This window comes from Leuconostoc citreum (assembly GCF_004354555.1).
GTDB lineage: Bacteria > Bacillota > Bacilli > Lactobacillales > Lactobacillaceae > Leuconostoc > Leuconostoc citreum.
The window spans coordinates 245,203-269,088 of the sequence record NZ_PUFH01000004.1; the positions used below are offsets into that span (position 1 = coordinate 245,203).

The window sequence follows — 23,886 nt, forward strand, 5'->3', positions numbered from 1 at the left end:
GGCACAATAAAACCAATGGATATATTTAAAAAAGAAAAAGCGACAAAAGAACAAGCAACGATGGATGAAAAGCTCAATGCTATTCGTGCCGGTGTTTTAGGATCTAATGATGGCATTTTAACGGTTGTTGGTGTACTATTTTCGGTTGCAGCTGCGACAACGAATAATTTTGCAATCTTTATCGCCGGTCTTGCCGATTTAATGGCTTGTGCGCTATCGATGGCTTCAGGGGAGTATGCTTCTGTTAGTTCACAATCCGATAGTGAAAAAGTAGTTGTGGCACAAGAAGAAGCATTATTAAAAAGTGATTTTAGTGGACAACATCTGACTGTAGAGAATTTTTACGTTGACCGTGGTGTGACACGGTCAACAGCAAAGGCGATCGCAGACGAATTATTGACAAAAAAGCCATTAGAAACAATGTTGAGCATTAAGTATGATATCAAGCTTGGACATTACATGAACCCATGGTCTGCAGCTTGGGCGTCATTATTTAGTGCAGCTATCGGTGGTGTGTTTCCATTGGCTGCATTAATATTGTCACCAGCACGATATCAATTTATTGCGACAATTGCTGCGACAGCTGTTGCGGTAGCACTTACTGGCCTGTTAAGCGCCAAGCTATCTAATGGCCTAGTTAAGCGTGCTGTCATTCGTAATATTATCATTGGGTTGCTTACGATTGCTATTCACTACGGTATTGGTAAGTTATTCTAAAAATAGTTTTTTTAGTATAAATATTGATTGATATTTGGCATAATAGAGTTATGCTAAACCAAATGAAAAAACAATTCGATATCATTTATAAGCGTTACCATTTGGCAGTTTTGAAAGATCTTTTTGATCGTGCTCAAATAGGTTATGTTGGGCCAACGTTTGCTTATTACGCTTTGTTGACTATATTTCCAACGATTATGTCTGTTGTTATGCTTATTTCTATTACCAACGTCAATCAAAAAGACATGATAGCGGTTGGCTCAAGTATATTACCACAAAATATTCAAGCTATTGTGTTGCCAATATTAAGATCTGTCCTTTCGTCAACGCATTTGACACTTTTATCTTTTTCGGTACCATTCACGTTATGGACGGTGTCACAGGTGCTTGCAGTCTTTCGCATGTCGTTCAATCGCATTGCCGATGTTGAAGAACATATCAGTGGGCTCTTAACGCGCGTTTGGTCATTTCTTTGGCTACTTTTAATTATAGCGGCATTTGGTGTCTTGATGATTGGTAGTAACATTCTAGCAATTGTCGTTCGCTATATTCCCGGTAGTCAGGTGCAAAATATAATTATTAGTGGCTCGAAATGGTTTATATGGCTCGGCATGTTTTTGCTACTTGTCATGTTAAATTATTTTTTACCGACAAAAATGGGACGCGCACCAATTAAATGGGTCGCTCTTGGTAGCTTTATTGAATTAATCATGTTAAATCTACTTAATGTCGGTTTCACATGGTATGCACAAGTGGGTATCAAGCAGTACAACTTTTATCAATCAATAGGGTCTATTATTGTGTTGTTAATTTGGCTGAACCTGATTGGTACCATATTGGTATTAGGTTATGTGTTGATTCAATGGTTCAATATGATTAATCAGCAGGCTGATACGACACAATTGGAGGAGAGTGCTAGTGATCTTTGAACAGGAAGATTTTAAGGTTTTTGATGAACAAACATTAGATGGTCGTATGCAAGGTATTCGATCAGTTATCGACCCCAAATTTGAACAATTAGCCAAGGTAATTTTACCACTCTTATCGGAAGACGGCCAAGCGTGGTACGCACACATTGCGAAACATTTGCGACGAACTACTAATCCGCCTGAAAATACTTGGGTTGCTTTCGCGCCAAATAAGCGTGGCTACAAAATGATGCCACATTATGAAGTGGGAATGTGGGATGATCATGTGTATATTTATTTAGCTGTAGAAGAAAATATGAAACCAGCATCAACCCAAAAAATTGTAGCGCAAATGACAAAGGCACGGGAACTTGTGGCACAATTACCGGCCACTTTTACCTTAAGCCAGGATCATATGGTTAATAAGACAGAGCCGTTGACGTTAACGCATTATGATTTGGCCGTTCAAAAGTTTGCTGAGACGAAACATAGTGAGGTATTGATCGGTTTGCAGATTATGAAATCTGACTATGAAACATTATCGTTTGAGGATACGAATCATATTATGGCGACTTTTAAAGCACTGCGTGCTATATATGAAATAATCAAATAAAAAAGTGTCTGTTATGAACAGACACTTTTTTTAATGATAGATCAGCAAAGTTGATAAGGCTAACATTAAAACGTAACCCATATGCTGCCAGTTACCAATTTTTGCTTTAACAAACTGTAAAACAAAAGCAAATAAGCTAAATATGATAATAAATAACGTGCCAAAGTTAACAGCATGACTAAATAATGTCACCCAAAACAATCCAAGCGTTAGAATACTAAGTTTGCGACCATCAGGATTAGGCATCATAATTGGGGTGAAATAAAATAAAAAGGCAAAAAACAAGGGTAACAGTTGCCAAATAAAACGCTGTGTCAAGAAATTATTGGTGACGTAAAATATAGCAATGGGTATAGTAAATGTTGATAAAACACTCAGTAAAATCAAACCTAAAATATTTTGTAACCCTAGCCAACTTTGTTGAATGGCAATGAAAAAGGCGCTTAGGAGTAATAGTAGTATGAAAACTTCATGCCGCGTCTGAATGAGGGAACTAAAAGTAAACAATAAACTGATACCTAGAAAAAGGTAACTTAATAGACTACGAAAATTTTGCGTGATTAATAGAGTTACGGCGATTGATAGTACTAAAGTATAGCCAAATAGTGGCATAATTTGCCAACTCACAGTAGCAGCTGACAAAGCCTGCGTATGTAATAACGGTTGTCGCCACCAAACAATATTGAGACTAACCACAATCACGACAAGTGGCATCCATCGGCGCCAATCAAAAAAACCAGCAGGCGTAAAGTTTTCGTAACTACGGCGCTCTTGCGGATTGGTTGTGGCGCGTCGTGGTATCACGCGACCATCTGGGAGCTGATGCATTTGTTCATATTGACTATCCATAAGTAATATTGTACCTTAAACCGTAAGTTTTGATGGTACGAGTTTGTGATATTTATGTTACGATTTGCTTTTTTACGCAACCTTTGCTATTCTGAATATACAATTTAAAACAGCTATCAAGAGCAGGTGAGTGATACAGCACTATGACCCTGCACCAACCGGCAAATATGTCAACGCATATTGTGTCACGGTGGTCCATCTGTACAGATAGTCGTCACGTTAAGCGCGTCCCGACTTATCATTGGGACGCGCTTTTAATTTGCGGCCAGTAGCTTTTTAATTTGAATTTTGAAGGAGGTCATGTTTTTATCATGACAAAGTATTTTACATCAGAATCAGTATCTGCGGGGCATCCAGATAAAATAGCCGATCAAATAGCGGATGCGATTTTAGATGCTGTTTTAGCACAAGATCCTAATGCACGTGCAGCAATTGAAGTGACAACTTCAACAGGCGATGTATCAATTTTTGGTGAATTATCGACATCTGCCTATGTCAATGTTCGGCAAATTGCGACTGAAACCATTCGTGAAATTGGTTATAATCATGCAGAATTAGGATTCACCGCTGATTCTGTTAATGTATCTAACAAAATTGTCGAACAATCAGGCGATATTGCCCAAGCAGTCGACAATGCTGATGATGACCCAGAACAATTAGGAGCAGGTGATCAAGGCATGGTGTTTGGCTATGCGACAAATGAAACTGATAGTTATTTGCCACTCACATTAGCCTTATCACACCGTTTGATGCGTAAAATTCGTGATGTGCGTGAAGCGGGCATAGTTGGTTACTTGCGTCCAGATGCTAAGGCAGAAGTCAGTGTTGAATTGGATGACCAAGATCATATTACACGCATTGCGGCTGTTGTATTATCCACACAACATGATGAAAATGTTTCTCTTGAACAATTAAGAAAAGATGTACGTGAATTAGTTATTGACCAAGTATTGCCACAAGAATTAGTTGATGATAAGACAATTTACTATATTAATCCATCTGGTCGCTTTGTGCTCGGTGGACCGCAAGCAGATTCTGGTTTAACGGGACGTAAAATTATTGTAGATACGTACGGTGGTGCAGCACATCACGGTGGTGGTGCGTTCTCTGGAAAAGATGCCACGAAAGTAGATCGCTCAGCAGCTTACTTTGCTCGCTATGTTGCAAAAAACCTTGTGGCAGCAGGCGTTGCTGATAAACTCGAGCTTCAAATTGCGTACGCTATTGGTGTTGCCCAACCAGTATCATTGAATATTGATACATTTGGCACAGCCAAAATTGACGAAGCTAAAATCCGCGATATTACGGCAGAACTTTTTGATTTCCGACCATTGGCAATTATTAACCAACTTAATTTACGACGTCCAATCTATAAGCAAACAGCAGCATTTGGTCATTTTGGTCGTACCGATATTGATTTACCTTGGGAAGCACTAGACCGTGTCGATGAAATCAAGGCTCGCCTCTAATTTTTTACCCGCTGGAATATGTTAGAATAGGATATGTTTAAAAAGCAGTCAACAATTCAATTTTTAATGTTCGGTGTAGCAATTGGCGAGAGCATGACGCAATTGTCTAATAGTCAGCAAGAAGCATTGCTACAACAGCCGATGAATTTTCAGCAGGACCTAAGATGGGGTGCCCAAACAAGTTTAGCTTTGACGACGGTCGCTAGCTTATCAAGAGGTTATCAGTTAGCCGATGTCATGAACCATTTTCAAAATTGGTACAGAAAACGGCAGTTCGCGCCTGAAAAAACGATCCAACATGTCGACGTGATTACCAAAAAAGCGATGGATAATTATATTAAAAATCGCGATACCCTGTCTTCAGGTGTTTTTGAGGACACAGCTGATAGCGAAGACATTCTGGTGAGAATGCTACCAGTGGCGCTCTATCTTCATCATGAATATGGGGTCTCATTTATTAATGATGAAATGGCTATGCTGACGTTGCATCGCATTGCTGGATTGACACATAATGATGAGGGCGCATTGGTCAGTGTTGGTATGTTAAGTTTGATTGTGAGTCAATTATTAGAAAAACAATCTATTCGCGATGCAGTTGAAAATGGGCTTGCTTTTGGTTTTGAATATTACTCAAGACACAAAGTGTTTGCTTCTGAATTAAGCGCTTTTGAAGAGTTGAATTTGCCGGACTTTGCTAATATTCCGGTAAGTAATATGACACTTGATGGTCGCAGTGCTAGTACACTAGAGGCAGTCATTTGGTCGTTGTTAAATAGTGACAGTTATACCGAAGCGATGCACAACGCGTTCCTACATGGGCATGCAAATAGTGTTGTGCCAACGATTGTCAGTGCTATTGCTGCGATTGTTTATCAGGAAGAATTAATATTACAAGCCAGTCAATATCTCGTTTCACGAAAATTGATTGTTGGCGTTGCTAGTCAGGCAGAACGGTTAGGACGATTTAATTAAAAAAGATGTTCACGATAACGTGAGCATCTTTTTTAGTTAAATCCAAAATGGGTAGGTTTGCAGGGTTGTTGTAAAAATAAAACTACCATTACCAAGCTCTTCACCATCTAATTGACCTGGTTGGATATCATGCACGTGTATTTGTGCACCTTTTTGTAGTGTAAAATGGTGTACTTTTTGGTCTTTTAAATGACGACCATCCTTTTTCAAGCCTATAAATAATGTTAAAAAGTGAATAAAAGACATTTTTTCAACAACAATCATGTCTAACTGTTCTTCAAACAGATCAGCTTGTGGCAGAATAGCCAAACCACCACCAAAATAAGGTTGGTTGACAATGGTTGCTAAAAATACTTGATGTAGATGATAATATTCCTCACCATTTGTAATTGTTACCGGAAAGCTATTTTGATTAAAGAAAGTAGAAAAGGCAGTAAAAGCATAACTCATTGCGCCAAAATGCAATTTGTTAAAGTATGTTTTCCATTTTGAGTGATTATTTTGAGTAACGACTGCGGCATCAAAGCCCATACCCATGTTATTAATAAAATATTGTGTTGTTTGGTGCGGCGCTTCACCGATGATTTTGCCGACATTAATCATTTTGGGCTTAACAATTTGTTGTAAACGGTTAATGACTTCATCTGATGAACTAATATGACAAGCACGAGCGAAATCATTGCCTGTACCGGTAGGAATATAAGCAATAGGCAAGTATTGGTGTCGTTGTATTTGTAATAGACCATTAAGTGTTTCGTTAAGTGTACCATCGCCACCGATAACCAGCACCACAGCTTCCGCATCAACCAATGTTTTAGCCAAATTCTTGGCTAAATAAATAGCATGATCCGGATACTCTGTATCAAACCATTCGATGACATTAGGCATATTGCGTATATTGTTAGTTACCGCTGTATGTTCACCGTTGCCAGCATGCGGATTATGAATCACATAAAAATTAGGCATTGTCCTTGTCTTTCAATAAAACTAGTTTTATTGTAACAAAAAAAGCCCATTAGGGCTATGCCAGTTAACCTAAGAAATGACGAAGTTGTGCCATACGATTAATTAATGCTGTGACAGCAATTGGGGCACCATCTTTGATTTGAACGACTTGTAGCGCTATTTCTGCGTGTTGTTGTTCTTCTCTGGTTTGTGGGCCAACTTCAAGGTTGAAAATAGCTTTTAGAATCATAATATCACGTTCGACCTCAGCCCAAGCAGGACTTTGAGTTTTAAGCACTTCAAGTGCATCGAGATTGACATAATGTGATAATTCTTGGAAATCTTTTTTCATGCTAGGATAATTACGTACAAGGGCGGATAGATGATCGGCGTTTAAGTTTTCTAATGCACGACCGAAACCAATAAATTCTGGTGGGACACCGATGGAATAAAAGGCGCCAGTAAAGTTAATCGCACGAGGTAATTCGATGCCGTCAACTGACCGAGAATAGCCTAGAACACCCACGTGTTGGCGACGGTCACGACGCTTAGGAAAGGCCTTAAAGATTGGTTGCATATCAGGCACCAGTTGATCTAACGTATGAGCGTAGAAGGCCGCGGATTCTTCAGCAACCTCGGCCAAAATCGTTTGATCTTCAGCTGAGATTTGCAATGGTTCTACGACCGGTAATTTTACTTTCAATTCACTGATGGCACTTTGAACGTCTTCGATGGGAAAATCATAGCGAAAAGCTGATTGGACAGTCGCTGTTCTCACACCTGGGAATTCTTTAATGTAGCGGTCAATACGCTTTGGTGACAAGCCACCACGGAAAATAGCAGAGCCTGTACCAGAAATTGGATAAATTTCTATATTTTCTTCGCGCGCAAATTCATGCAGACGTGCAATGGCCAATTTGTTTCCTGTGATTGAACTCATGAAACCAGCCGTTAATGCTGAATCAGAACCAGCTAGGAAGACACGAAGATACTTAGGACGGAACCCAAAGTGCTTCTCATGGAGCTGAAGGTATTCTTTTAGAATTTCAGGTGCATGCAGTTGTGTATCGAAATCTTCAAATAATGGAATCATTTCGATGTATGGTGTATTTTTATCTGATCTTGTAAATTCAACTGATTTAAAGTTAGCCAGCTTTTCAAAAAGCACTTGCATTTCTATTAATTGATCCGCACGTTGCGCCATTGGTAAAATTGTTTCAAATAATGGTCGTTGTGCAAAGCCTAAGTCATGTGCAAAATCCTCTGAACTGAGAATTGCGGTCATGGCCTGCATTAAATTATAGCCTTTTTCTTCCCAGATGTTAGGAAATCGGAAAGTGAGAAATTTATCTCTACCAATTTGATTTGTTTTAAAGTAATCGTATTCGGTGCTAAACAAACGGTCAATGACAGCCGCATCAGCGTGCTTGCCTTCCCAATCCCACATGTATTCATCAACGTTTAGCTCACTGAAATTTTCAAAAGCTTCATTCATTTCACGGTAAGCGCTGATAAAAGGTTGTTGAGAAGAATCCCAGAATGGTGCATTAGCGTTATCTGGATGTTGTGTACCCATAATTGTTGGGATTTTTCTTTCTGTCATTGGGGGCTCCTTTAATTGATACTTATATCATTCTAGCATACTATGACTTGATTAAAAATAAGAATGTCCAGATTTATTAGAAAACATGATTGTTTTTATTCAAAATGTTCGGAATATACAGTGGATTTGTTTATATTAAAAAAGCACCCAATAGATGGGTGCTTGGTTTAAATCATAATTAACATTGGCAAAATCATTGGCTTGCGTGCAGTTTCTTTATAAAGGAATCTAGATAAGTCATCAATGACAGCTTGTCGAATATCTGCTTCACTGGCATTTGAATTATTCATGATACGACGCATTGTACCAAAAATAATGCGGCGACCTTCATTAATGAGTTCGCCCGATTCACGCATATAAACAAAGCCACGTGACAAAATATCCGGTCCAGATAGAATTTCTTTCTTTTTTAAATCAATTGTTGCTGTGACCACCACTAAGCCATCTTGGGATAACTTTTGACGATCATGTAGTACAACAGAACCGATATCACCAATACCTGAGCCGTCAATATAAGTATCGTCACCAGGAAAATGACCTGCAACACGAGCGTTTTCGCCATCCAAAGCCAAGACATCACCATTTTCTAGGATGAAAGTATGGTCTTTTGGAATATCTAACTCATGTGCCAAAGAAGCATGGACTTTTAGCATACGGTATTCACCGTGAACTGGCATAAAGTACTTTGGCTTCATTAATGCTAACATCAATTTCTGTTCTTCTTGACCGCCATGACCAGAAGTATGAATGTTATTGACTTTACCATATATAACATTGGCACCGCCTTCTTCAAGCTTATTGATGACAGCATTGACCGAAGCGGTATTTCCTGGTATTGGGGAAGATGAGAAAATAACATTATCTTTTGGCTTCAAACGAATTTGCTTGTGTGTACCTTCAGCAATACGTGCTAGAGCGGCCATTGGTTCGCCCTGTGATCCAGTAGATAGTATTAATAATTCATCATCAGGTATATGTTTGATTTCTGATTGTTCAACCAACATGTTATCAGGGATGTTCAAGTAACCAAGGGCACGACCGTTTGTGACCGCAGATTCCATTGAACGGCCGAAAACAGCTATTTTACGCCCATGAGCAATTGCTGCATCAGTTGCCATGCGAACACGGTTCATATTAGAAGCAAAAGTTGCAAATATAATGCGACCATGTTCCAACTTGTCAAATATGCGATTAACAGATTTTGCAACCCAAGCTTCAGATTTCGTCCACTCTGGTCGCTCTGCGTTGGTCGAGTCACTCATCATTAGTAACACGCCTTTTTCACCAAGACGCGCCATTGACCAAAGGTTAGGTGGCTGCTTTGTTGTTGGCGTCAGGTCAAATTTAAAATCACCAGTTTCGACGATAGTGCCAACAGGGGTGTGTACAGCAACACCAAACACATCAGGAATGGAATGGGTTGTTCGGAAAAATTCAACATTCAGTTGATCAAATTCTAGAACAGTGCCATCCGTAATTTCGTGTAGTTCAACACGGTTTAACATTTGCTTTTCTTCAAGTTTGTTCTTGATTAAAGCCATGGCTAATGGGCCGGCATAAACTGGCACATTAACAGCTTGCAAAAAGTAGGCGATAGCACCAATATGGTCTTCGTGTCCGTGAGTAATGACAAGTGCTTTGACGCGATCGATATTGTCGACTAAATAAGTATAGTCGGGAATAACATAGTCAATACCAAGTAATTCGTCTTCGGGGAACTTAATACCCGCGTCAACGACGATAATTTCATCTTGATATTCAATACCATAAGTATTCTTACCAATCTCGCCTAAACCACCTAGCGCATAAACTGCGACTTCGTTAGGTTTGATATCTACAGAATATGTCATAGGTTAGAATGTTGTCATCTTGAAGTTAGGGTTGGCCTTCTCATAAGTGACGGCCTTATCTGACAACTCTTCAATAAATTCAACGTTATAGTCAGTGTTTTCTTCAATTATTTCACGTGCTTGTGGTAAACTTTCAGCTGTTAGGTAAAGTGAAAGTGTTGTTTCCCGTTTGGGATTGCGCTCAGGGTGTTCTTGGTAATAAACTTTGTAAATCATAATGCCTCCAAATAGTGTTTTAATTTTAATTTGTCACGAACGAAAACCTATATTATAGTGTACCACATAGCATTTGAAAACGGGAAACTTGTCGACATATTCCTTGCTTATTGGTCCTAATATTGATAAATTGATATAAAGGAATAATTCAATGACAGTGCAAGCAATTACAGTATTCATGGGGTCACAACTTGGCAATCAATCGAGCTATATCACGATGGCAAAACAATTAGGTCAAACGATTGCTCAACGGCGTCTCAAAATGATTTACGGTGGTGGTCGAGATGGTCTAATGGGGATTGCTGCAAGGTCGGCCATGGCTGAAGGTGGCGAAGTTGTAGGTATCTCACCGAATAACTTGGCTGAGGAAGCGATAGCTATTGATAGTGTGACGAAACTCATTGAAGTTGCAGATATGGACGAGCGTAAGCGTCTATTAATGGCCTATGCCGATGCCTTTATTGCGCTACCAGGCGGATTTGGTACATTAGAAGAGATTGCACAAGTGATTAGTTGGGAAAAAATTGGGCTACACCATAAGCCACTGGTATTATTGAATACAAATGGTTTTTATGATAGTTTGTGGCATTGGCTGATGACGAGTGTGTCCAGTGGTTTTGTGACGCAAAATGATTTAGATAAAATCTACCTTGCGGATACTGTCGAGTCAGCCTTAACTTATCTTATTAATGAATCTGACAGATAATAGCACGGAGGAAATATGGCACAATCTGATATGATGGCCGAATTTATTGGCGTCTATATGTCATCGCTTAAAAATTTAGAAAAATTGATTTCACAGCCAACGAGTGCCTATGGCATTTCTTTTGAACAGTGGTTAATTATGTCGGCCGTGGCACACAGTCGCACACCATTGACTTTGACAGAAATTGCTGCCGAACGTGGTGTTACCAAGGGCGCGGTCGCGCGTCAACTAAAGCCACTCTTTGAAAAAGAATATTTACAGCAAGTAACAGACGACAAAGACCGTCGGCGAGTGTTGTTACATCTTACTGAGACAGGCGTAGTGGTTGAGACAACCATTACCGAAAAAGTTAGCAGTCGTTTCAATAAATGGCTCGGCATTTATGGTTTAGAAGAAGGTAAAAGTTTGTTGGCGCATTTACACCGATTAGAAGACCTAATTGTTAAACCGGAATTAGCGCATAAAAATATTGAGAAATAAGGTTTTTTGTGGTACAATTTTATCTTGTTTGACTACTGCAGAGACAGTTAATTTCTGTTATAATAAACATATTATTTATAAAAGAGGATACTAATCATGGCTATTGGCATGAATGATTTGAAAAATGGATTGACAATTGAGTACTCTAACTCAATTTGGCGTGTTTTGGATTTCCAACACGTTAAGCCTGGTAAGGGTGGTGCTTTTGTTCGTTCAAAATTAAAGAACCTCCGTACTGGTGCTGTGAATGAAGTGACATTCCGTCCTGGTGATAAGTTTGAACAAGCTGACATCACAACGCGTCCAATGTCATATTTATTTGCTGAAAATGATGGCCGTGTGTTCATGGATGTCGAAACTTATGAACAAGTTAATTTGCCAGATGATAAGATTGCAGCTGCCTTGAAGTTTTTGCTTGAAGGTATGGAAGTTAAGGTTACGATGTACGGTAACGAAATCTTAGGTGCTGAATTGCCTTCAACCGTTTCTCTAAAAGTTGTTGAAACACAACCAGGTATTAAAGGTGCAACAGCGACAGGATCAGGTAAGCCAGCGACTGTTGAGACAGGCGCAACGATTACTGTACCGGACTTTATTAACGAAGGTGAAACAATCATTGTTAATACAGAAGACGGTTCATACAAGGGCCGCGCTTAATTAAAGTGTGAACTTATGCCATTTGAGAGAATGATTATCGTGGAACAGCTTAAACGCACCAGGATTTTTATGTTGATAATCGGCATGACAGGGAACACGTTTGAAAAAGTTCCCCAGCGGAACTTTTTATTTTAGGAAATATTTTCGAGGATTAAATCATGGCCAGAGAAATAAAACGAAGTAAACAGACAACAAAAAATATTGTGTTAGCGACTGAAAGTCCAGTTGAGGGCACAACGCAAGTCACACCTGAAGTTATTGAGATTATTGCACAGATCGCAACACAAGAAGTGCCAGGGGTCTACTCAATGCGTGGTAAATTATCAGATCACTTCACAGGCGCTTTTGGTTCTAATGGACGCGGTAAAGGGGTTGAATTAACACAATCTGAGGATGGTTTAATCATTGACGCCTATGTCTTTTTGCAATATGGCGTGGCTGTACCTAAGGTTGCATTGGCAATTCAAAATGCTATTCGTTCGCAAATTTCATCAATGACTGATTTACTGATTGTGCAGACAAACGTTCATGTCAGTGGCATTGTTCCCGAGAAATTATCAAGTAAGATTGATCCTGACAATTTGTTTGGTGACGTTGTCACATCAGAGGTGCCCGATTAATGGCTAATTTAACACGACACGAATCGCGACAAGCCGCTTTCCAGATTCTATTTGCGCTGGAAAAGGACCCACAAAATAATAATATTGATCGTTTATATGATATTGTTTTAGAGGGTAAAGATTTTGATGATTACCTACCACGTTTGGTTAATGGTATTTTGGGTAATAAGATAGATTTAGATGCACAAATTTCAGAACATTTAGCGGCTGGTTGGGCAATTGCACGTATTAATAAAGCTGATTTAGTTATTTTGAGATTGGCTATCTATGAATTGAGTCAACAACTTGTACCATATAAAGTAGCAATTGATGAGGCACTGATTTTAGCAAAGACGTTTGCTGATGAAGATGATCGTAAATTTGTTAATGGCGTTCTGAAAAATTTTGCACCTAAAGTAGAAGCAACAGACACTAAAGATTGATTGAAAAGGCGCCTAGCGGCTTTTTTTATTATGATATACTGATAACAAACTGATGCCAATCTTATCTCTGATAAGAAAAAGCGAGTAAAAACGGAGGATCAGGTATTTAAAACACGTGTGGCACAAACTTCGGTTGTGCCAAATGATAGTGCTAGATACATATAGAATATGGCAATTTATGATTTAACAAAAACACCAGCTGATAGTTACGATACGCATACACATCTCAATGATGACAAATTATATCACGACGTTCCAGCGTATATTGGTCGTGCTAATGAGTTTCGCGTCATGGAAATGAATATTGTTGGCTATGATGCCACGGGTAACGAGCGTGCATTAGAAATTGCACAAGCGCATGATAATATTTATGCTGTACTAGGTTTTCAACCCGAAGATACGGCTGATTTTGATGAAGCTGCAGCATTGTTATTGTCGCATCAACTTGAACAAGAAAAAGTAGTTGGCGTTGGAGAAACTGGTCTGGATTATTATTGGGATACACCATCACGCGAGATACAAAAAAAAGCTTTCCAGACACATCTCGCTTTAGCTAAAAAATATGACTTACCAGTGATTATTCATAATCGCGATGCCTTCAATGACGTTTACGATATAGTGAAGGCAAGTGGTGTCACTAAAGGTGTTATGCACAGCTTTTCTGGGACACCAGAGCAGGCTTTAGCATTTGTTGACTTAGGCATGCATATTTCCTTTAGTGGAGTGGTCACTTTTAAAAAGGCAGAAGAGGTTCGTGACGCGGCGCGAGCTGTCCCACTTGACCGTATTTTAGTCGAAACAGATGCCCCTTACTTAGCGCCAACGCCATTTCGTGGTAAAGACAATGAACCTGCACTTGTGAAATATGTTATCGATTCCTTAGCCGAAACTTTAGCTGTCACGCCTAAGGCGTTATCAGAAATAACACGAACAAACGCGCATCGTCTATTTTTAAACCATGAGTGATAAGCCGAAAATCAATGAATTTATTGTGGTTGAGGGTCGTTCTGATACGGAAAATTTGGCACGTGCTGTTTTAGCAGACACAATAGAAACTGGTGGCAGTGCTATTAATGCTGATGCCATAATCCGTGCACAAGTAGCCGCTAAAACAAGAGGCGTTATCATTTTAACCGATCCTGATTTTAATGGTCAGCGCATTCGGCGTCTTGTTGCTGAAGCTGTGCCAACTGCTAAACATGCTTATATAACACAAGCACAAGGTCGTGCAGCAAAGGACAATGTGCACAAATCACTCGGTGTCGAGCACGCAACACCTGACACATTGAGAATGGCATTGTCTCGTGTGATGACACCAAAAAAAACCGTTACAACTGATATTACGCAATATTTTTTACAGGAAAATGGTTTGCTGAATGGGCCGAATGCACGTCAGTTGCGCCAAAAAATCGGCGAAACATTAAACATCGGTTACACTAACGGCAAACAACTATTAAAACGTGCCCAACAATTTGGTTTAACGCGAGATCAAATTTTGACAGCACTAAAAAAGGAAACATAGTATGGCAGATATAATTGATATTGCAAATCCAACACGAACACAGGCTATTTTAAATCAGTATGGGCTACATGCTAAAAAGAAGTTTGGACAGAATTTTTTAACTGATTTGAACGTACTGCACGGTATTGTTGATGTTGCGGGTATCACGTCAGAAGATTATGTTATTGAAATTGGCCCAGGCATTGGGGCTTTAACCGAACAACTGGCACGTTCAGCCAAAAAAGTTGTTGCGTTTGAAATTGATCCACATATGGTTGCTGTACTAGCCGAAACATTATTACCTTATGATAATGTGAAAGTCATTGAAAACGATATTTTAAAAGTTAACTTGGCTCATGTGATTGCAACTGAATTTGGTGAAGGGGCACACGTCAAGATTGTGGCCAACTTACCTTATTACATTACAACCCCCATCCTCATGCAATTATTACGAGCCAAAATTTCATGGGACAATATTGTGGTTATGATGCAACGTGAAGTTGCTGATCGTTTAAACGCTGAGATAGGAACGAAAGCCTACGGTGTACTCACGTTAACGATTCAATATTATGCTCAAGCGCAATTGGCAATTAAAGTGCCGGCAAGTGCTTTTAATCCGTCGCCAAATGTTGATTCAGCAGTGGTGATGTTGACGCCGATTGTTCCAGAAACTGTTGTTGATAATCCAGATAAATTATTTTCCGTTGTTAAAGGTAGTTTTGCCCATCGGCGTAAGAGTTTATGGAACAATATGTTGCAAATGTTTGGTAAACAAGAAGACGTTAAGCAACGGATACAAGACGCTTTGGACTCAGTAAACATTGCCTCATCTATTCGTGCCGAGCGTTTATCTTTGAATCAGTTGACAGCGCTTTATGAAGCCCTTAAGTTGCAAGGATTGATTAAATAACCGTATATTATTGCATTTTCTGTTGCCATTATACACTCATCATTTGTGAAAAAAACCTAATTATGGTATAATAGATTAAGTTTTCACGAAAGGTGGTATAAAAATGCCAAGTAGTTTGCAAGACATCAAGATTAAGTTAGATGCACATGTCGGTGAGGCTGTCACCGTAGTTGCACAAGCTGGTCGCAAAAAAATAACCGAACGTAGTGGTGTATTACGTTCGACATTCCCCTCGCTGTTTGTGGTTGAGTTAGACGATGCAAACTTTGAGCGGGCATCATACAGTTATACTGATATATTAACGAATAACATTGATATTACCTTTACCGATTAATTTTTATTTCGCCCGTTAGGGCTTTTTTTGTAGGTGAGAGATAACAGCAACCATGAACAGACAAGCAATATACGCTATTTTGACAATTTTATTAATTCCGTTAGGTTTACTGTGGGTATTTGTTTATATGACAACAGACACACCAGCCCCAAAACATGTACCAGTAAAAATTGTTACTGATAATGTTGCTTATCAACAAATTGCGGCATCTGTTGCTGGTAAGAGTGGGCAAGTGACTTTGGTGTCTGCTAATTTACCTACCAAAAATCAGCGTCAGGCCTTTAAATCGGCAGAAATTATCTTAACAGATAGCCATCAAGATCAATTACTAACGCAACGCAATAAACAGCAGTTACATTCAAAAATTCTAGTTGCTAGTGATGTTGTCAATGATCAAGGCGCAGGGAACTATTGGTTGAGTCCGGAAATCATGTTGCGAACGATTAATAGGTTATCAGATTTACTGAGTGACTTCGATCCGCAAAATCGTGACGTCTATATGCATAATAGTCAAAAGCTGTTAGATAACCATCAGGCCTTATCGAATGGTATCAATACCTTGAAATCAAAAAATAACGTTCAGTATATTGCGACCAACAATGCGCAACAAATTTTTATGTCGCAATTGAATTACCGACGTGTTTTACCAAATGTTGAAACGGCAGACGATAAAGCATTTGACCAAATAAGCCAAGATTTTAAAGCCAAAAAAATAAAATTTATATTAACGGCACCACAGGATCAGAGTCAAAATGATCAGCGCTTGGTGAAGCTGGCAAAAGATGCTAAAATACCAGTAATTACTTTTAATCAAGTTTTGCCTCATGACGAAAATATTTTGGCTTGGCAATTCAATTTTGTAACACAAATAAACAATGCAATTCAGACAATAGAAAGTGGTAAATGATGGCAATTATCCAGACACGTGATTTTGGTATCCGTTATGGTGAAAAAGCTGTCTTGTCACACGTGAACGTTGACGTGCCGGCAGGACGCTTTTTTGCCTTATTGGGAGAAAATGGGGCAGGTAAAACAACCTTTATTAAAGCTCTCATTGGTCATAATCAGCAGACCAATGGCTTATTAACCCTTAATGCGAAACGTATTGGTTTCGTACCACAGTTTCGTGATATTACGAGAGATTACCCATTGAGTATAGCAGAATTTGTGGGATTAAATTATAATAAAGGCTGGCGATTATGGTTTTCTCCCGTCGAGAAACAGCAGATTGCGGCTGCTTTACAACGTATGGATTTATCTGATATTGCGTCAAAGCGTTTAGGTTTGGCATCTGGTGGTCAGCAGCAACGTGCCTTTGTGGCACAGGCTTTAGTACAGCAACCCGACCTACTTATTCTTGATGAGTCGACAGCTAGTTTGGATCACGAACATAAAGTGGCGTTATTACAAAATATTAAACAGCTACAAAAGGCACAGGATCTTACTGTTTTATTTATTACGCATGAGTTAAAGTTAGTATCACAATATGCTGATGGTTATTTATTATTTGACAATGGTCATGTAACGCAAGGTGAAGCAAAAGACCTAGGGGCACTAACGACTAAAATGACAGCACCCTATGATGAGGATGAGGTAAGGCATGTTTAATTATGATTTTATGCAAAATGCATTCATGGCAGGGACTGTTGTTAGCATTGTCGCTGGTATTGTTGGGACATTTGTGGTGGCACGGAACTATGCTTTCTTAACGCATACATTAAGTGAGATTGGTTTTGCTGGTGCAGCATTTGCCCTGTTTGCTGGTTGGCCAGCATTGTTGGGGATGATGCTAGCAACTAGTGGTGCTTCAGTGGCTATTGGTGCGCTCGAATCTGGTTATACCAAGCGCGATAATGTGACTAGTGCAGTCTCAGCTTTAGCCATTGGTTTAGGTATTTTATTTTTAGCTCTTGGACATACAAGTACCACAGCTGCAACTGGTATTTTATTTGGTTCAGTATTAGGCATTAGCCGTCAAGATTTGTTGCTGTTACTAGCTTTGGCGCTACTCGTCATTATTGTTTTGTTTTTTAACTATCGTGCATTGAGGCAACTCTCATTTGATGAAGCTGGTATGTTTTTGCAACATGGGACACAAAAAATGGTTCGTTATATTTTCCTGATTATTATTGCCTTGTCAGTTAGTATTTCGTCGCAATTAGTTGGGTCATTATTAATTTTTGTTCTGGTAACTTTACCAGCTGCTAGTGCAAAATATTATGTCACTACAACGCCACAATTGATGGGTGTAGCCATTGTCTTTGCGCTATTTGGCACCTGGGTGGGACTAACTTTGGCCTATCTGACGAACTTGCCAACGAGCTTTTTCATTGCTGTAATTGAAGTGTTGATTTATTTAGTTTCTGTCTGGCAATTTCAAAAAAACGCTTAAATACCGAACATTGACGGTGTTTAAGTGCTATAATTAAACTCAAATACTAATACTCAAAAAGGAGAAAACGTGCTAATTAACTTTTAGCACGTTAACATATTATGAAAACACGTCGTTCCGATCGTCTTGTCGACATGGCGCGCTACATGCTTGAGCGCCCACGCACATTAATTTCATTGTCTTATTTTGCGAAGCGATACGATTCAGCTAAGTCTTCTATTTCTGAAGATTTATCTATCCTAAAACGCACATTTCAGGAGCGCGGGACAGGATTAATTGAGACAGTACCTGGCGCAGCTGGCGGTGCGCGTTTTGTACCTTTTATGGCTGAAGATGAGGCGAGAGACTTCATTGAACAAATACGCCGAGACGTTAATGACGAAACGCGTGTACTACCTGGTGGGTACGTGTATCTTTCAGATTTATTAGGCCGACCTGATATTTTAAGACAAGCTGGGCGACTGATTGCAACCCAGTATTTAAGAGATAACATTGATGCTGTTATGACTGCAGCCACGAAAGGTGTACCTTTGGCACAAGCAGTTGCTGAACAGTTGAATGTGCCTTTTGTGATTGTTCGTGATGATGCTAAAGTGACTGAGGGACCAACGGTTTCAGTTAATTATCTAACAGGATCATCAAAGCGTGTTGAAAAAATGGAGTTATCACGTCGTTCTTTGCGAACAGGCTCTCGTGTATTAGTGGTGGATGATTTCATGAAAGCTGGTGGTACCATTCAAGGCATGCAGACGCTTGTGAGTGAGTTTGATGGTACCGTGGTTGGTACCGCTGTTTTTGCTGAAGGACGTTCGGCAACTCGATTGTTAGATCGATTCACATCGTTGCTTCATGTTGATACGAATTTGAAAAATGGTGATCCCATTTTGGTGACCGCTGGTAACTATTTGCAAGAAATTTATAAGCACGAGGCCTAATTTTAATGAGTGATGAAGTAAACGTTTTAGTATTAGCTGCTGGTCATGGTTCACGCATGAAATCTCGTGTACCAAAAGTATTACATCATGTTGCGGGACAAACAATGATTGATTGGGTTCTAGATGCTGTTGCGCCTTTAACACCTAATCGACCAATTACTGTCATTGGTGTGGGGGCTGAAAGTGTTCAAACTCATGTTGGAGAACGTAGTGACTTTGTTTTACAGGCACAGCAATTGGGTACAGGACATGCAGTACAACAAGCACAAGATAAATTATCAGCGAGTCACGGTGTAACCTTGATTATGTCTGGAGATACACCAATGTTTCGAGCAGAAACATTATCAGAGTTTATTGCGGCACACCGTCAGTCAAACAATGCTGTCACTGTATTAACTGCTGTGACGCAAGAGCCAACTGGTTATGGCCGTATCGTTAGAGCAGACGACGATACAGTATTAAAAATTGTTGAACAAAAAGATGCCAGTGTGACGGAACGTCGAATTCAAGAGATTAACACAGGTGTGTACGTATTTGACAATCAACTCTTGTTTGAAGCTTTGGCGCAGGTTAAAAATAATAACGCACAAGGCGAATATTATTTGCCAGATACATTAGACATCCTAAGACAAGCCGGACACCAAATTGGTGCGCACGTGTTGCATGATTTCACAGAGTCATTGGGTGTGAATGATCGTGTCGCTTTATCCGTTGCCAATCGTGTGATGCACGCTCGTATTAACCAACAATTAATGATTTCTGGCGTTGAGTTGCTAGATCCTGATCATACATATGTTGACGCAGGTGTTATTATTGGTCAAGATACGGTGATCGAGGGTGGCGTGACAATTCTTGGTCAGACGACAATTGGCCAGGATAATTTATTGACATATGGTACACGTATTGTTGATAGCGTTATTGGTAACCATAACACTATCACAGATTCACACATTGAGTCAGCAACGATTGCTGATCATGTTACCATTGGTCCGTTTGCCCATCTAAGACCAGAAGCAGATTTAGCTAATGGCGTGCATATTGGTAATTTTGTCGAAGTGAAACAAGCCAGCTTAGCTGCTAATACGAAAGCGGGTCATTTAAGCTATATTGGCAATGCAACCGTTGGACAATCAGTTAATATAGGTGCCGGCACAATATTTGTCAACTATGATGGTGTGCATAAATTTAATACCAACGTAGGCGATCATGCATTTATTGGGTCAAACACTAAGCTTGTGGCACCAGTGACAATTGCTAACGAAACAATTACGGCAGCAGGATCAACCATTACAGAAGACATTCCGGAACATGCGATGGGTATTGCGCGTTCACGACAAGTGAATAAACAAGACTTTTGGAAACGCATGCCACATAAGTAATTTTTAAAAAGCCGTCGGTCAAGCTACGTCGCGGCTTTTTTATTATGCAACCGTTAACGTCAGTATTTGTGGTAATATAAAAATACGATATAAGTGAGGATAAAGCATTGAATATTACAGGTCAAAAGGCACTTGAAAATATTGTAGAAAATCATTTTTATGTGGATACATTAACAGTTGGCGATGAGCAGAATATTGACTTGGATGGCTTATTTGAGCGATTAGATAAGCACATCACTGATATAACATTTATGCATCTGGATATTTTAGTAGCTGGCGGTGTTAGCGAAGGCGGGACAACGTTGACATTAGAGACAAATATTATTAATCTACCTCTGCGTTACACTAGTCAGCTCAAGAAGCTAGTTTGGCCTGAAAAAACAGATAATGATGTCAATCTCTACATGATAATTGAAAATGAATTTGTCAGTCAATCACATCTTGTGATTGCATTAGCTAGTTCAGTTGCGGCTTATTTGGATGATTCTGATAGCGTTAAATATAAAATATCACAATGGTTTACTAACGAATTATCCGTAATACAGGAGCACCAATCAGGACAAAAAAATGACGAGAAATGAGCTATAGGATAGCCTGTCTCGTCATTTTTCTTGTTGTATTTTTGCCGTTAGATGGGATATTTGATTGTTGGTAAGATATGAAAATGCGAGAACGTGTGGGGAGGACGTCTGTTTAACACCATCTAAGCTACCAAGATCATAAACAGCAATAATGTATTCAGCCATTGCTTGTTTCGAATCAGCATGAAAATCAGGTATGACAATATCATCAAGATGGTTTTTTGGGGGATTGGCAATACGATTGATGGCATGCGTTTCAATATTTGTTATTTTTATCATAGGCTTATTATAAAGGCAAAGTCTTGTTTTGCCAATCTTTGTAGTATACTAAAATTATGTTTAAAAGAGGCTTTAATTTTAATACAACACGCATATCTTTTGTTGGCCGTGGCTTACTAATAGGGGTATTATCTGGTGTTGTAATTAGTGTTTTTCGCTATGCCATTGAAAAATTATTATTGTTTTGGATTGAAATATATCAGTATGTTGCGTTACCAAAGCATGGTTGGTTGGTTATTATTATTGTGTTGGTTAATATATGTATTGGTTTGTTGATTGCAAAAATGGTGCAGCAGGAGCCAAATATTTCTGGCTCTGGTATCCCTCAGGTTGAAGGCCAACTCATGGATGAGCTTAACACAAAATGGTGGGCGATACTCTGGCGTAAGTTTGTGACGGGCATTTTAGGTATTGGTAGCGGACTCATGCTTGGTCGAGAGGGGCCTTCCATTCAACTTGGTGCTGCGGTGGGACAAGGCGTTGGTCATACGCTACATTTGGATAAAAACGACAAAAAAATTGCGATAGCTAGTGGTGCTGCTGCTGGCCTATCAGCTGCTTTTAACGCGCCAATTGCTGGTGTGATGTTTGTATTAGAAGAAATCTACCACAGCTTCTCACCACTAGTATGGTTGTCTGCACTGAGTGGCGCCATTGCGGCTAACGGCGTATCGAGTAGTTTATTTGGTTTAAAACCAGTTTTATCAGTGACGCAAGTACCTGTATTACCACTATCTAGTTATGGGTTACTGGTTATACTTGGCTTGATTTTAGGTTGTTTTGGTTATTTTTATCAACGCATCTTGTTAAAAACAAATATTTGGTACCAGAAAATTTTCCCAGTACCGCATGCGTACTTTGGTATTGTGCCTCTGCTGATTATTATACCAGTTGGCTTACTTTGGCCTAAGGGTTTGGGTGGTGGTAACGGCATTATTTTGTCATTAGGTCATGTTATACCATCGCTGCAAATTCTTTGTGTCATGATTGTTGTGCGCTTTATTTTTTCTATGGTGAGTTACGGTTCGGGATTACCTGGCGGTATCTTCCTGCCAATTCTAACGCTTGGTGCATTAATTAGTGCTGCGACTGGGCAGTTGTTTGTTTTATTGGGTTGGCTAGAGAGTCAATATGTTATTGATTTTATGGTTGTTGGTATGGCAGGTTATTTTGCCGGTATTGGTAAAGCGCCATTTACAGCTATATTATTAATTGTTGAGATGGTGGGTAGTCTAACACATTTGATGCCACTAGCCATTGTTAGCTTACTCTCTTATTTGACGGTAGACTTATTAGGTGGCGAACCAATTTATACGAGTTTATTAAAACGATTAATTGGGCCAGGGTCGTTTATTAAAAGCCAGGAAACAATCACTATTGATATACCAGTATTGGTGGGGAGTGTGTTAGCTGATCAATCGGTACGTGATGTGCCGTGGCCTAAAAATAGTTTGTTAGTTTTGGTCTTACGTGAAAATAGTAGCATTATACCTCATGGTGATTTAATTTTAAGGCCGGGGGATCAATTACGTATTCAAATCGAAAAGAAACAATCACAGGCAGTACGAACGCAATTTTTGACATTACATTAGTGCCATGGTAAAATTAAATTATGCGATGAGTCGAAGCGCTTGAAAAATTAGCGCTGATTGCGGCCTGCTACGTTAAATCGTAAATCTCGTATAGATGCAGGTGTTAATAGTGGTTGTGGAACCCTATTTTCTCACCATGACTAACAGTGCTTGCACTGTGGCGACGCGACTTTGCTGTTGGTGTGACAACCAATAGTCGCCCGTAAGAGCGAATCTTACATGCCAAACTAACATCTGACAATTGTCAGGTGTTTTTTAGTTTTTCAAGATGATTGTGCGTATAATCTATTGGAGGTTTCAACCAATGATAGATCAAATACTGGCAATAAAAGAGAAAATACTAGCTTATCGATTCATAAAATGGGTTATAAGTGGCATAATGCTAATCCTAGTTCTGGGAATCTATGCGATTTATATGTTGTCACATCAACAGGAACTTACAAGCGTGAAGACGGATCCATCAAAGGAAGCCAGAAAAGCAACGATGACAAATGCTTCAACTGAGATAAAGAGTCAATCATCTGATGCGGTAATCATGGTTGATGTTAAAGGTGCGGTCAAAAGACCAGGTGTTTATAACGTTGTCGATAATCCACGTGCACAGAAAGCAATCGCTCAGGCAGGGGGAATAACATCAGAAGCGGATATTACAACAGTTAATTTAGCTCAGAAAATGTCTGATGGTACGGTGATTTATGTGCCCAACAAAAATGAACCACAACCTAATAACGAGAGAACGGTGATTGCTAAAAAGAGTGATAGTGCAAAAATTAATCTTAATACGGCGACTGCCAATGAACTTCAAATGTTGGAGGGCATTGGAGCAAAAAAAGCAGAGCAAATTATTGCGTATCGAGAAACACATGGACATTTTAAGGATGTAACAGAATTAAAGGGTATACCCGGAATAGGGGACAAACGTATTGAATCTTTAAAAGATAAGTTATTGGTTTAAA

Annotated in this window: 28 protein-coding genes and 1 riboswitch; of the genes, 22 read left to right on the plus strand and 6 right to left on the minus strand. The window is 39.4% G+C overall.

Annotated elements, in window-relative coordinates:
- Positions 1-15: 15 nt before the first annotated feature.
- The 3 genes from C5L21_RS03040 (at position 16) to C5L21_RS03050 (ending at position 2,238) form a co-directional block, all read left to right on the plus strand.
- Positions 16-717, plus strand: a complete 702-nt coding sequence (locus tag C5L21_RS03040) for a VIT1/CCC1 transporter family protein (protein ID WP_036058469.1) — start codon at positions 16-18, stop codon at positions 715-717.
- Positions 718-779: 62 nt separating this feature from the next.
- Complete coding sequence (locus C5L21_RS03045; protein ID WP_133286017.1) at positions 780-1,646, plus strand: YihY/virulence factor BrkB family protein; 867 nt, start codon at positions 780-782, stop codon at positions 1,644-1,646.
- The gene (locus tag C5L21_RS03050) at positions 1,636-2,238 is read left to right on the plus strand and encodes a DUF1054 family protein (protein WP_133286018.1); all 603 of its coding nucleotides are present in this window, start codon (positions 1,636-1,638) and stop codon (positions 2,236-2,238) included. The genes C5L21_RS03045 and C5L21_RS03050 overlap by 11 nt, the downstream gene beginning before the upstream one ends.
- Positions 2,239-2,268: 30 nt before the next feature.
- On the opposite strand, the gene C5L21_RS03055 is transcribed toward C5L21_RS03050, so the two are convergent.
- Positions 2,269-3,087 carry a hypothetical protein gene (locus C5L21_RS03055; protein WP_004902602.1) on the minus strand — a complete coding sequence of 273 codons (819 nt, stop codon included), beginning with the start codon at positions 3,085-3,087 and terminating at the stop codon, positions 2,269-2,271.
- A gap of 110 nt (positions 3,088-3,197) precedes the next feature.
- Positions 3,198-3,301: riboswitch (SAM riboswitch) on the plus strand.
- A gap of 97 nt (positions 3,302-3,398) precedes the next feature.
- Here C5L21_RS03055 and metK point away from each other — a divergent pair.
- Entirely contained in the window at positions 3,399-4,556 is a 1,158-nt protein-coding gene (gene metK / locus C5L21_RS03060; RefSeq protein WP_004902599.1) for a methionine adenosyltransferase, read from the plus strand.
- Between the two features lie 33 nt (positions 4,557-4,589).
- Positions 4,590-5,528, plus strand: a complete 939-nt coding sequence (locus C5L21_RS03065; RefSeq protein WP_004902595.1) for an ADP-ribosylglycohydrolase family protein — start codon at positions 4,590-4,592, stop codon at positions 5,526-5,528.
- A 36-nt stretch (positions 5,529-5,564) separates the two neighbouring features.
- On the opposite strand, the gene C5L21_RS03070 is transcribed toward C5L21_RS03065, so the two are convergent.
- From C5L21_RS03070 to C5L21_RS03085, 4 genes are all read right to left on the minus strand, one after another.
- Positions 5,565-6,494 (minus strand): diacylglycerol/lipid kinase family protein, encoded by a 930-nt coding sequence (locus tag C5L21_RS03070; protein ID WP_133286019.1) that lies wholly within the window; start codon positions 6,492-6,494, stop codon positions 5,565-5,567.
- A gap of 64 nt (positions 6,495-6,558) precedes the next feature.
- On the minus strand, positions 6,559-8,076 hold the full coding sequence (gene ppcA / locus C5L21_RS03075) for a phosphoenolpyruvate carboxylase (protein ID WP_133286020.1): 1,518 nt from the start codon (positions 8,074-8,076) through the stop codon (positions 6,559-6,561).
- Between the two features lie 167 nt (positions 8,077-8,243).
- Positions 8,244-9,926, minus strand: coding sequence for a ribonuclease J1 (gene rnjA / locus C5L21_RS03080; protein ID WP_004902588.1), 1,683 nt, complete (start codon positions 9,924-9,926; stop codon positions 8,244-8,246).
- A gap of 3 nt (positions 9,927-9,929) precedes the next feature.
- Positions 9,930-10,142, minus strand: coding sequence for a DNA-directed RNA polymerase subunit epsilon (locus C5L21_RS03085; RefSeq protein ID WP_004902587.1), 213 nt, complete (start codon positions 10,140-10,142; stop codon positions 9,930-9,932).
- 151 nt (positions 10,143-10,293) lie between these two features.
- On the opposite strand from C5L21_RS03085, the gene C5L21_RS03090 reads away from it, so the two are divergent.
- From C5L21_RS03090 to C5L21_RS03160, 15 genes are all read left to right on the plus strand, one after another.
- Positions 10,294-10,848 (plus strand): LOG family protein, encoded by a 555-nt coding sequence (locus C5L21_RS03090; RefSeq protein WP_004902585.1) that lies wholly within the window; start codon positions 10,294-10,296, stop codon positions 10,846-10,848.
- A gap of 15 nt (positions 10,849-10,863) precedes the next feature.
- Positions 10,864-11,328, plus strand: coding sequence for a MarR family winged helix-turn-helix transcriptional regulator (locus C5L21_RS03095; RefSeq protein ID WP_004904807.1), 465 nt, complete (start codon positions 10,864-10,866; stop codon positions 11,326-11,328).
- A gap of 96 nt (positions 11,329-11,424) precedes the next feature.
- Entirely contained in the window at positions 11,425-11,985 is a 561-nt protein-coding gene (gene efp, locus C5L21_RS03100) for an elongation factor P (protein WP_004902581.1), read from the plus strand.
- 158 nt (positions 11,986-12,143) lie between these two features.
- A complete protein-coding gene (locus C5L21_RS03105) occupies positions 12,144-12,605 on the plus strand; it encodes an Asp23/Gls24 family envelope stress response protein (RefSeq protein ID WP_004902580.1) in 462 nt (153 codons plus the stop codon).
- Positions 12,605-13,027 carry a transcription antitermination factor NusB gene (gene nusB, locus C5L21_RS03110; RefSeq protein ID WP_004902577.1) on the plus strand — a complete coding sequence of 141 codons (423 nt, stop codon included), beginning with the start codon at positions 12,605-12,607 and terminating at the stop codon, positions 13,025-13,027. Before C5L21_RS03105 ends, nusB begins: the two co-directional genes overlap by 1 nt.
- 168 nt (positions 13,028-13,195) lie before the next feature.
- A complete protein-coding gene (locus C5L21_RS03115) occupies positions 13,196-13,993 on the plus strand; it encodes a TatD family hydrolase (RefSeq protein ID WP_004902576.1) in 798 nt (265 codons plus the stop codon).
- Complete coding sequence (rnmV, locus tag C5L21_RS03120; RefSeq protein WP_004904804.1) at positions 13,986-14,549, plus strand: ribonuclease M5; 564 nt, start codon at positions 13,986-13,988, stop codon at positions 14,547-14,549. Before C5L21_RS03115 ends, rnmV begins: the two co-directional genes overlap by 8 nt.
- 1 nt (position 14,550) lies before the next feature.
- Entirely contained in the window at positions 14,551-15,438 is an 888-nt protein-coding gene (rsmA, locus tag C5L21_RS03125) for a 16S rRNA (adenine(1518)-N(6)/adenine(1519)-N(6))-dimethyltransferase RsmA (RefSeq protein WP_004902573.1), read from the plus strand.
- 103 nt (positions 15,439-15,541) lie between these two features.
- Positions 15,542-15,772 carry a Veg family protein gene (locus C5L21_RS03130; protein WP_004902570.1) on the plus strand — a complete coding sequence of 77 codons (231 nt, stop codon included), beginning with the start codon at positions 15,542-15,544 and terminating at the stop codon, positions 15,770-15,772.
- Between the two features lie 52 nt (positions 15,773-15,824).
- Entirely contained in the window at positions 15,825-16,679 is an 855-nt protein-coding gene (locus C5L21_RS03135; RefSeq protein WP_085699664.1) for a metal ABC transporter solute-binding protein, Zn/Mn family, read from the plus strand.
- Complete coding sequence (locus tag C5L21_RS03140) at positions 16,676-17,380, plus strand: metal ABC transporter ATP-binding protein (RefSeq protein WP_004902567.1); 705 nt, start codon at positions 16,676-16,678, stop codon at positions 17,378-17,380. Before C5L21_RS03135 ends, C5L21_RS03140 begins: the two co-directional genes overlap by 4 nt.
- Positions 17,373-18,164 (plus strand): metal ABC transporter permease, encoded by a 792-nt coding sequence (locus tag C5L21_RS03145; protein ID WP_004906612.1) that lies wholly within the window; start codon positions 17,373-17,375, stop codon positions 18,162-18,164. The genes C5L21_RS03140 and C5L21_RS03145 overlap by 8 nt, the downstream gene beginning before the upstream one ends.
- Positions 18,165-18,265: 101 nt before the next feature.
- Positions 18,266-19,099 (plus strand): pur operon repressor, encoded by an 834-nt coding sequence (gene purR, locus C5L21_RS03150; RefSeq protein WP_004902563.1) that lies wholly within the window; start codon positions 18,266-18,268, stop codon positions 19,097-19,099.
- Between the two features lie 5 nt (positions 19,100-19,104).
- Positions 19,105-20,478 carry a bifunctional UDP-N-acetylglucosamine diphosphorylase/glucosamine-1-phosphate N-acetyltransferase GlmU gene (gene glmU / locus C5L21_RS03155; RefSeq protein ID WP_004906608.1) on the plus strand — a complete coding sequence of 458 codons (1,374 nt, stop codon included), beginning with the start codon at positions 19,105-19,107 and terminating at the stop codon, positions 20,476-20,478.
- Between the two features lie 107 nt (positions 20,479-20,585).
- A complete protein-coding gene (locus tag C5L21_RS03160) occupies positions 20,586-21,059 on the plus strand; it encodes a hypothetical protein (protein ID WP_004902559.1) in 474 nt (157 codons plus the stop codon).
- Between the two features lie 21 nt (positions 21,060-21,080).
- Here the strand turns inward: C5L21_RS03160 and C5L21_RS03165 are convergent, their stop codons facing one another.
- Complete coding sequence (locus tag C5L21_RS03165) at positions 21,081-21,338, minus strand: hypothetical protein (RefSeq protein WP_004902556.1); 258 nt, start codon at positions 21,336-21,338, stop codon at positions 21,081-21,083.
- 56 nt (positions 21,339-21,394) lie between these two features.
- Here C5L21_RS03165 and C5L21_RS03170 point away from each other — a divergent pair, with 56 nt between their 5' ends.
- Together C5L21_RS03170 and C5L21_RS03175 are read left to right on the plus strand one after the other, a co-directional pair.
- The gene (locus C5L21_RS03170; protein ID WP_133286021.1) at positions 21,395-22,930 is read left to right on the plus strand and encodes a ClC family H(+)/Cl(-) exchange transporter; all 1,536 of its coding nucleotides are present in this window, start codon (positions 21,395-21,397) and stop codon (positions 22,928-22,930) included.
- Positions 22,931-23,234: 304 nt separating this feature from the next.
- Positions 23,235-23,885, plus strand: a complete 651-nt coding sequence (locus C5L21_RS03175) for a helix-hairpin-helix domain-containing protein (RefSeq protein WP_004906601.1) — start codon at positions 23,235-23,237, stop codon at positions 23,883-23,885.
- The last annotated feature ends 1 nt before the right edge of the window (position 23,886 follow it).

Coding starts and splice junctions, on each gene's coding strand:
- C5L21_RS03040 (WP_036058469.1), top strand. CDS start 16: ATGGATATATTTAAAAAAGAAAAAGCGACAAAAGAACAAGCAACGATG.
- C5L21_RS03045 (WP_133286017.1), top strand. CDS start 780: ATGAAAAAACAATTCGATATCATTTATAAGCGTTACCATTTGGCAGTT.
- C5L21_RS03055 (WP_004902602.1), bottom strand. CDS start 3,087: ATGGATAGTCAATATGAACAAATGCATCAGCTCCCAGATGGTCGCGTG.
- metK (WP_004902599.1), top strand. CDS start 3,399: ATGACAAAGTATTTTACATCAGAATCAGTATCTGCGGGGCATCCAGAT.
- C5L21_RS03065 (WP_004902595.1), top strand. CDS start 4,590: ATGTTTAAAAAGCAGTCAACAATTCAATTTTTAATGTTCGGTGTAGCA.
- C5L21_RS03070 (WP_133286019.1), bottom strand. CDS start 6,494: ATGCCTAATTTTTATGTGATTCATAATCCGCATGCTGGCAACGGTGAA.
- ppcA (WP_133286020.1), bottom strand. CDS start 8,076: ATGACAGAAAGAAAAATCCCAACAATTATGGGTACACAACATCCAGAT.
- rnjA (WP_004902588.1), bottom strand. CDS start 9,926: ATGACATATTCTGTAGATATCAAACCTAACGAAGTCGCAGTTTATGCG.
- C5L21_RS03085 (WP_004902587.1), bottom strand. CDS start 10,142: ATGATTTACAAAGTTTATTACCAAGAACACCCTGAGCGCAATCCCAAA.
- C5L21_RS03090 (WP_004902585.1), top strand. CDS start 10,294: ATGACAGTGCAAGCAATTACAGTATTCATGGGGTCACAACTTGGCAAT.
- C5L21_RS03095 (WP_004904807.1), top strand. CDS start 10,864: ATGGCACAATCTGATATGATGGCCGAATTTATTGGCGTCTATATGTCA.
- efp (WP_004902581.1), top strand. CDS start 11,425: ATGGCTATTGGCATGAATGATTTGAAAAATGGATTGACAATTGAGTAC.
- C5L21_RS03105 (WP_004902580.1), top strand. CDS start 12,144: ATGGCCAGAGAAATAAAACGAAGTAAACAGACAACAAAAAATATTGTG.
- nusB (WP_004902577.1), top strand. CDS start 12,605: ATGGCTAATTTAACACGACACGAATCGCGACAAGCCGCTTTCCAGATT.
- C5L21_RS03115 (WP_004902576.1), top strand. CDS start 13,196: ATGGCAATTTATGATTTAACAAAAACACCAGCTGATAGTTACGATACG.
- rnmV (WP_004904804.1), top strand. CDS start 13,986: ATGAGTGATAAGCCGAAAATCAATGAATTTATTGTGGTTGAGGGTCGT.
- rsmA (WP_004902573.1), top strand. CDS start 14,551: ATGGCAGATATAATTGATATTGCAAATCCAACACGAACACAGGCTATT.
- C5L21_RS03130 (WP_004902570.1), top strand. CDS start 15,542: ATGCCAAGTAGTTTGCAAGACATCAAGATTAAGTTAGATGCACATGTC.
- C5L21_RS03135 (WP_085699664.1), top strand. CDS start 15,825: ATGAACAGACAAGCAATATACGCTATTTTGACAATTTTATTAATTCCG.
- C5L21_RS03140 (WP_004902567.1), top strand. CDS start 16,676: ATGATGGCAATTATCCAGACACGTGATTTTGGTATCCGTTATGGTGAA.
- C5L21_RS03145 (WP_004906612.1), top strand. CDS start 17,373: ATGTTTAATTATGATTTTATGCAAAATGCATTCATGGCAGGGACTGTT.
- purR (WP_004902563.1), top strand. CDS start 18,266: ATGAAAACACGTCGTTCCGATCGTCTTGTCGACATGGCGCGCTACATG.
- glmU (WP_004906608.1), top strand. CDS start 19,105: ATGAGTGATGAAGTAAACGTTTTAGTATTAGCTGCTGGTCATGGTTCA.
- C5L21_RS03165 (WP_004902556.1), bottom strand. CDS start 21,338: ATGATAAAAATAACAAATATTGAAACGCATGCCATCAATCGTATTGCC.
- C5L21_RS03170 (WP_133286021.1), top strand. CDS start 21,395: ATGTTTAAAAGAGGCTTTAATTTTAATACAACACGCATATCTTTTGTT.
- C5L21_RS03175 (WP_004906601.1), top strand. CDS start 23,235: ATGATAGATCAAATACTGGCAATAAAAGAGAAAATACTAGCTTATCGA.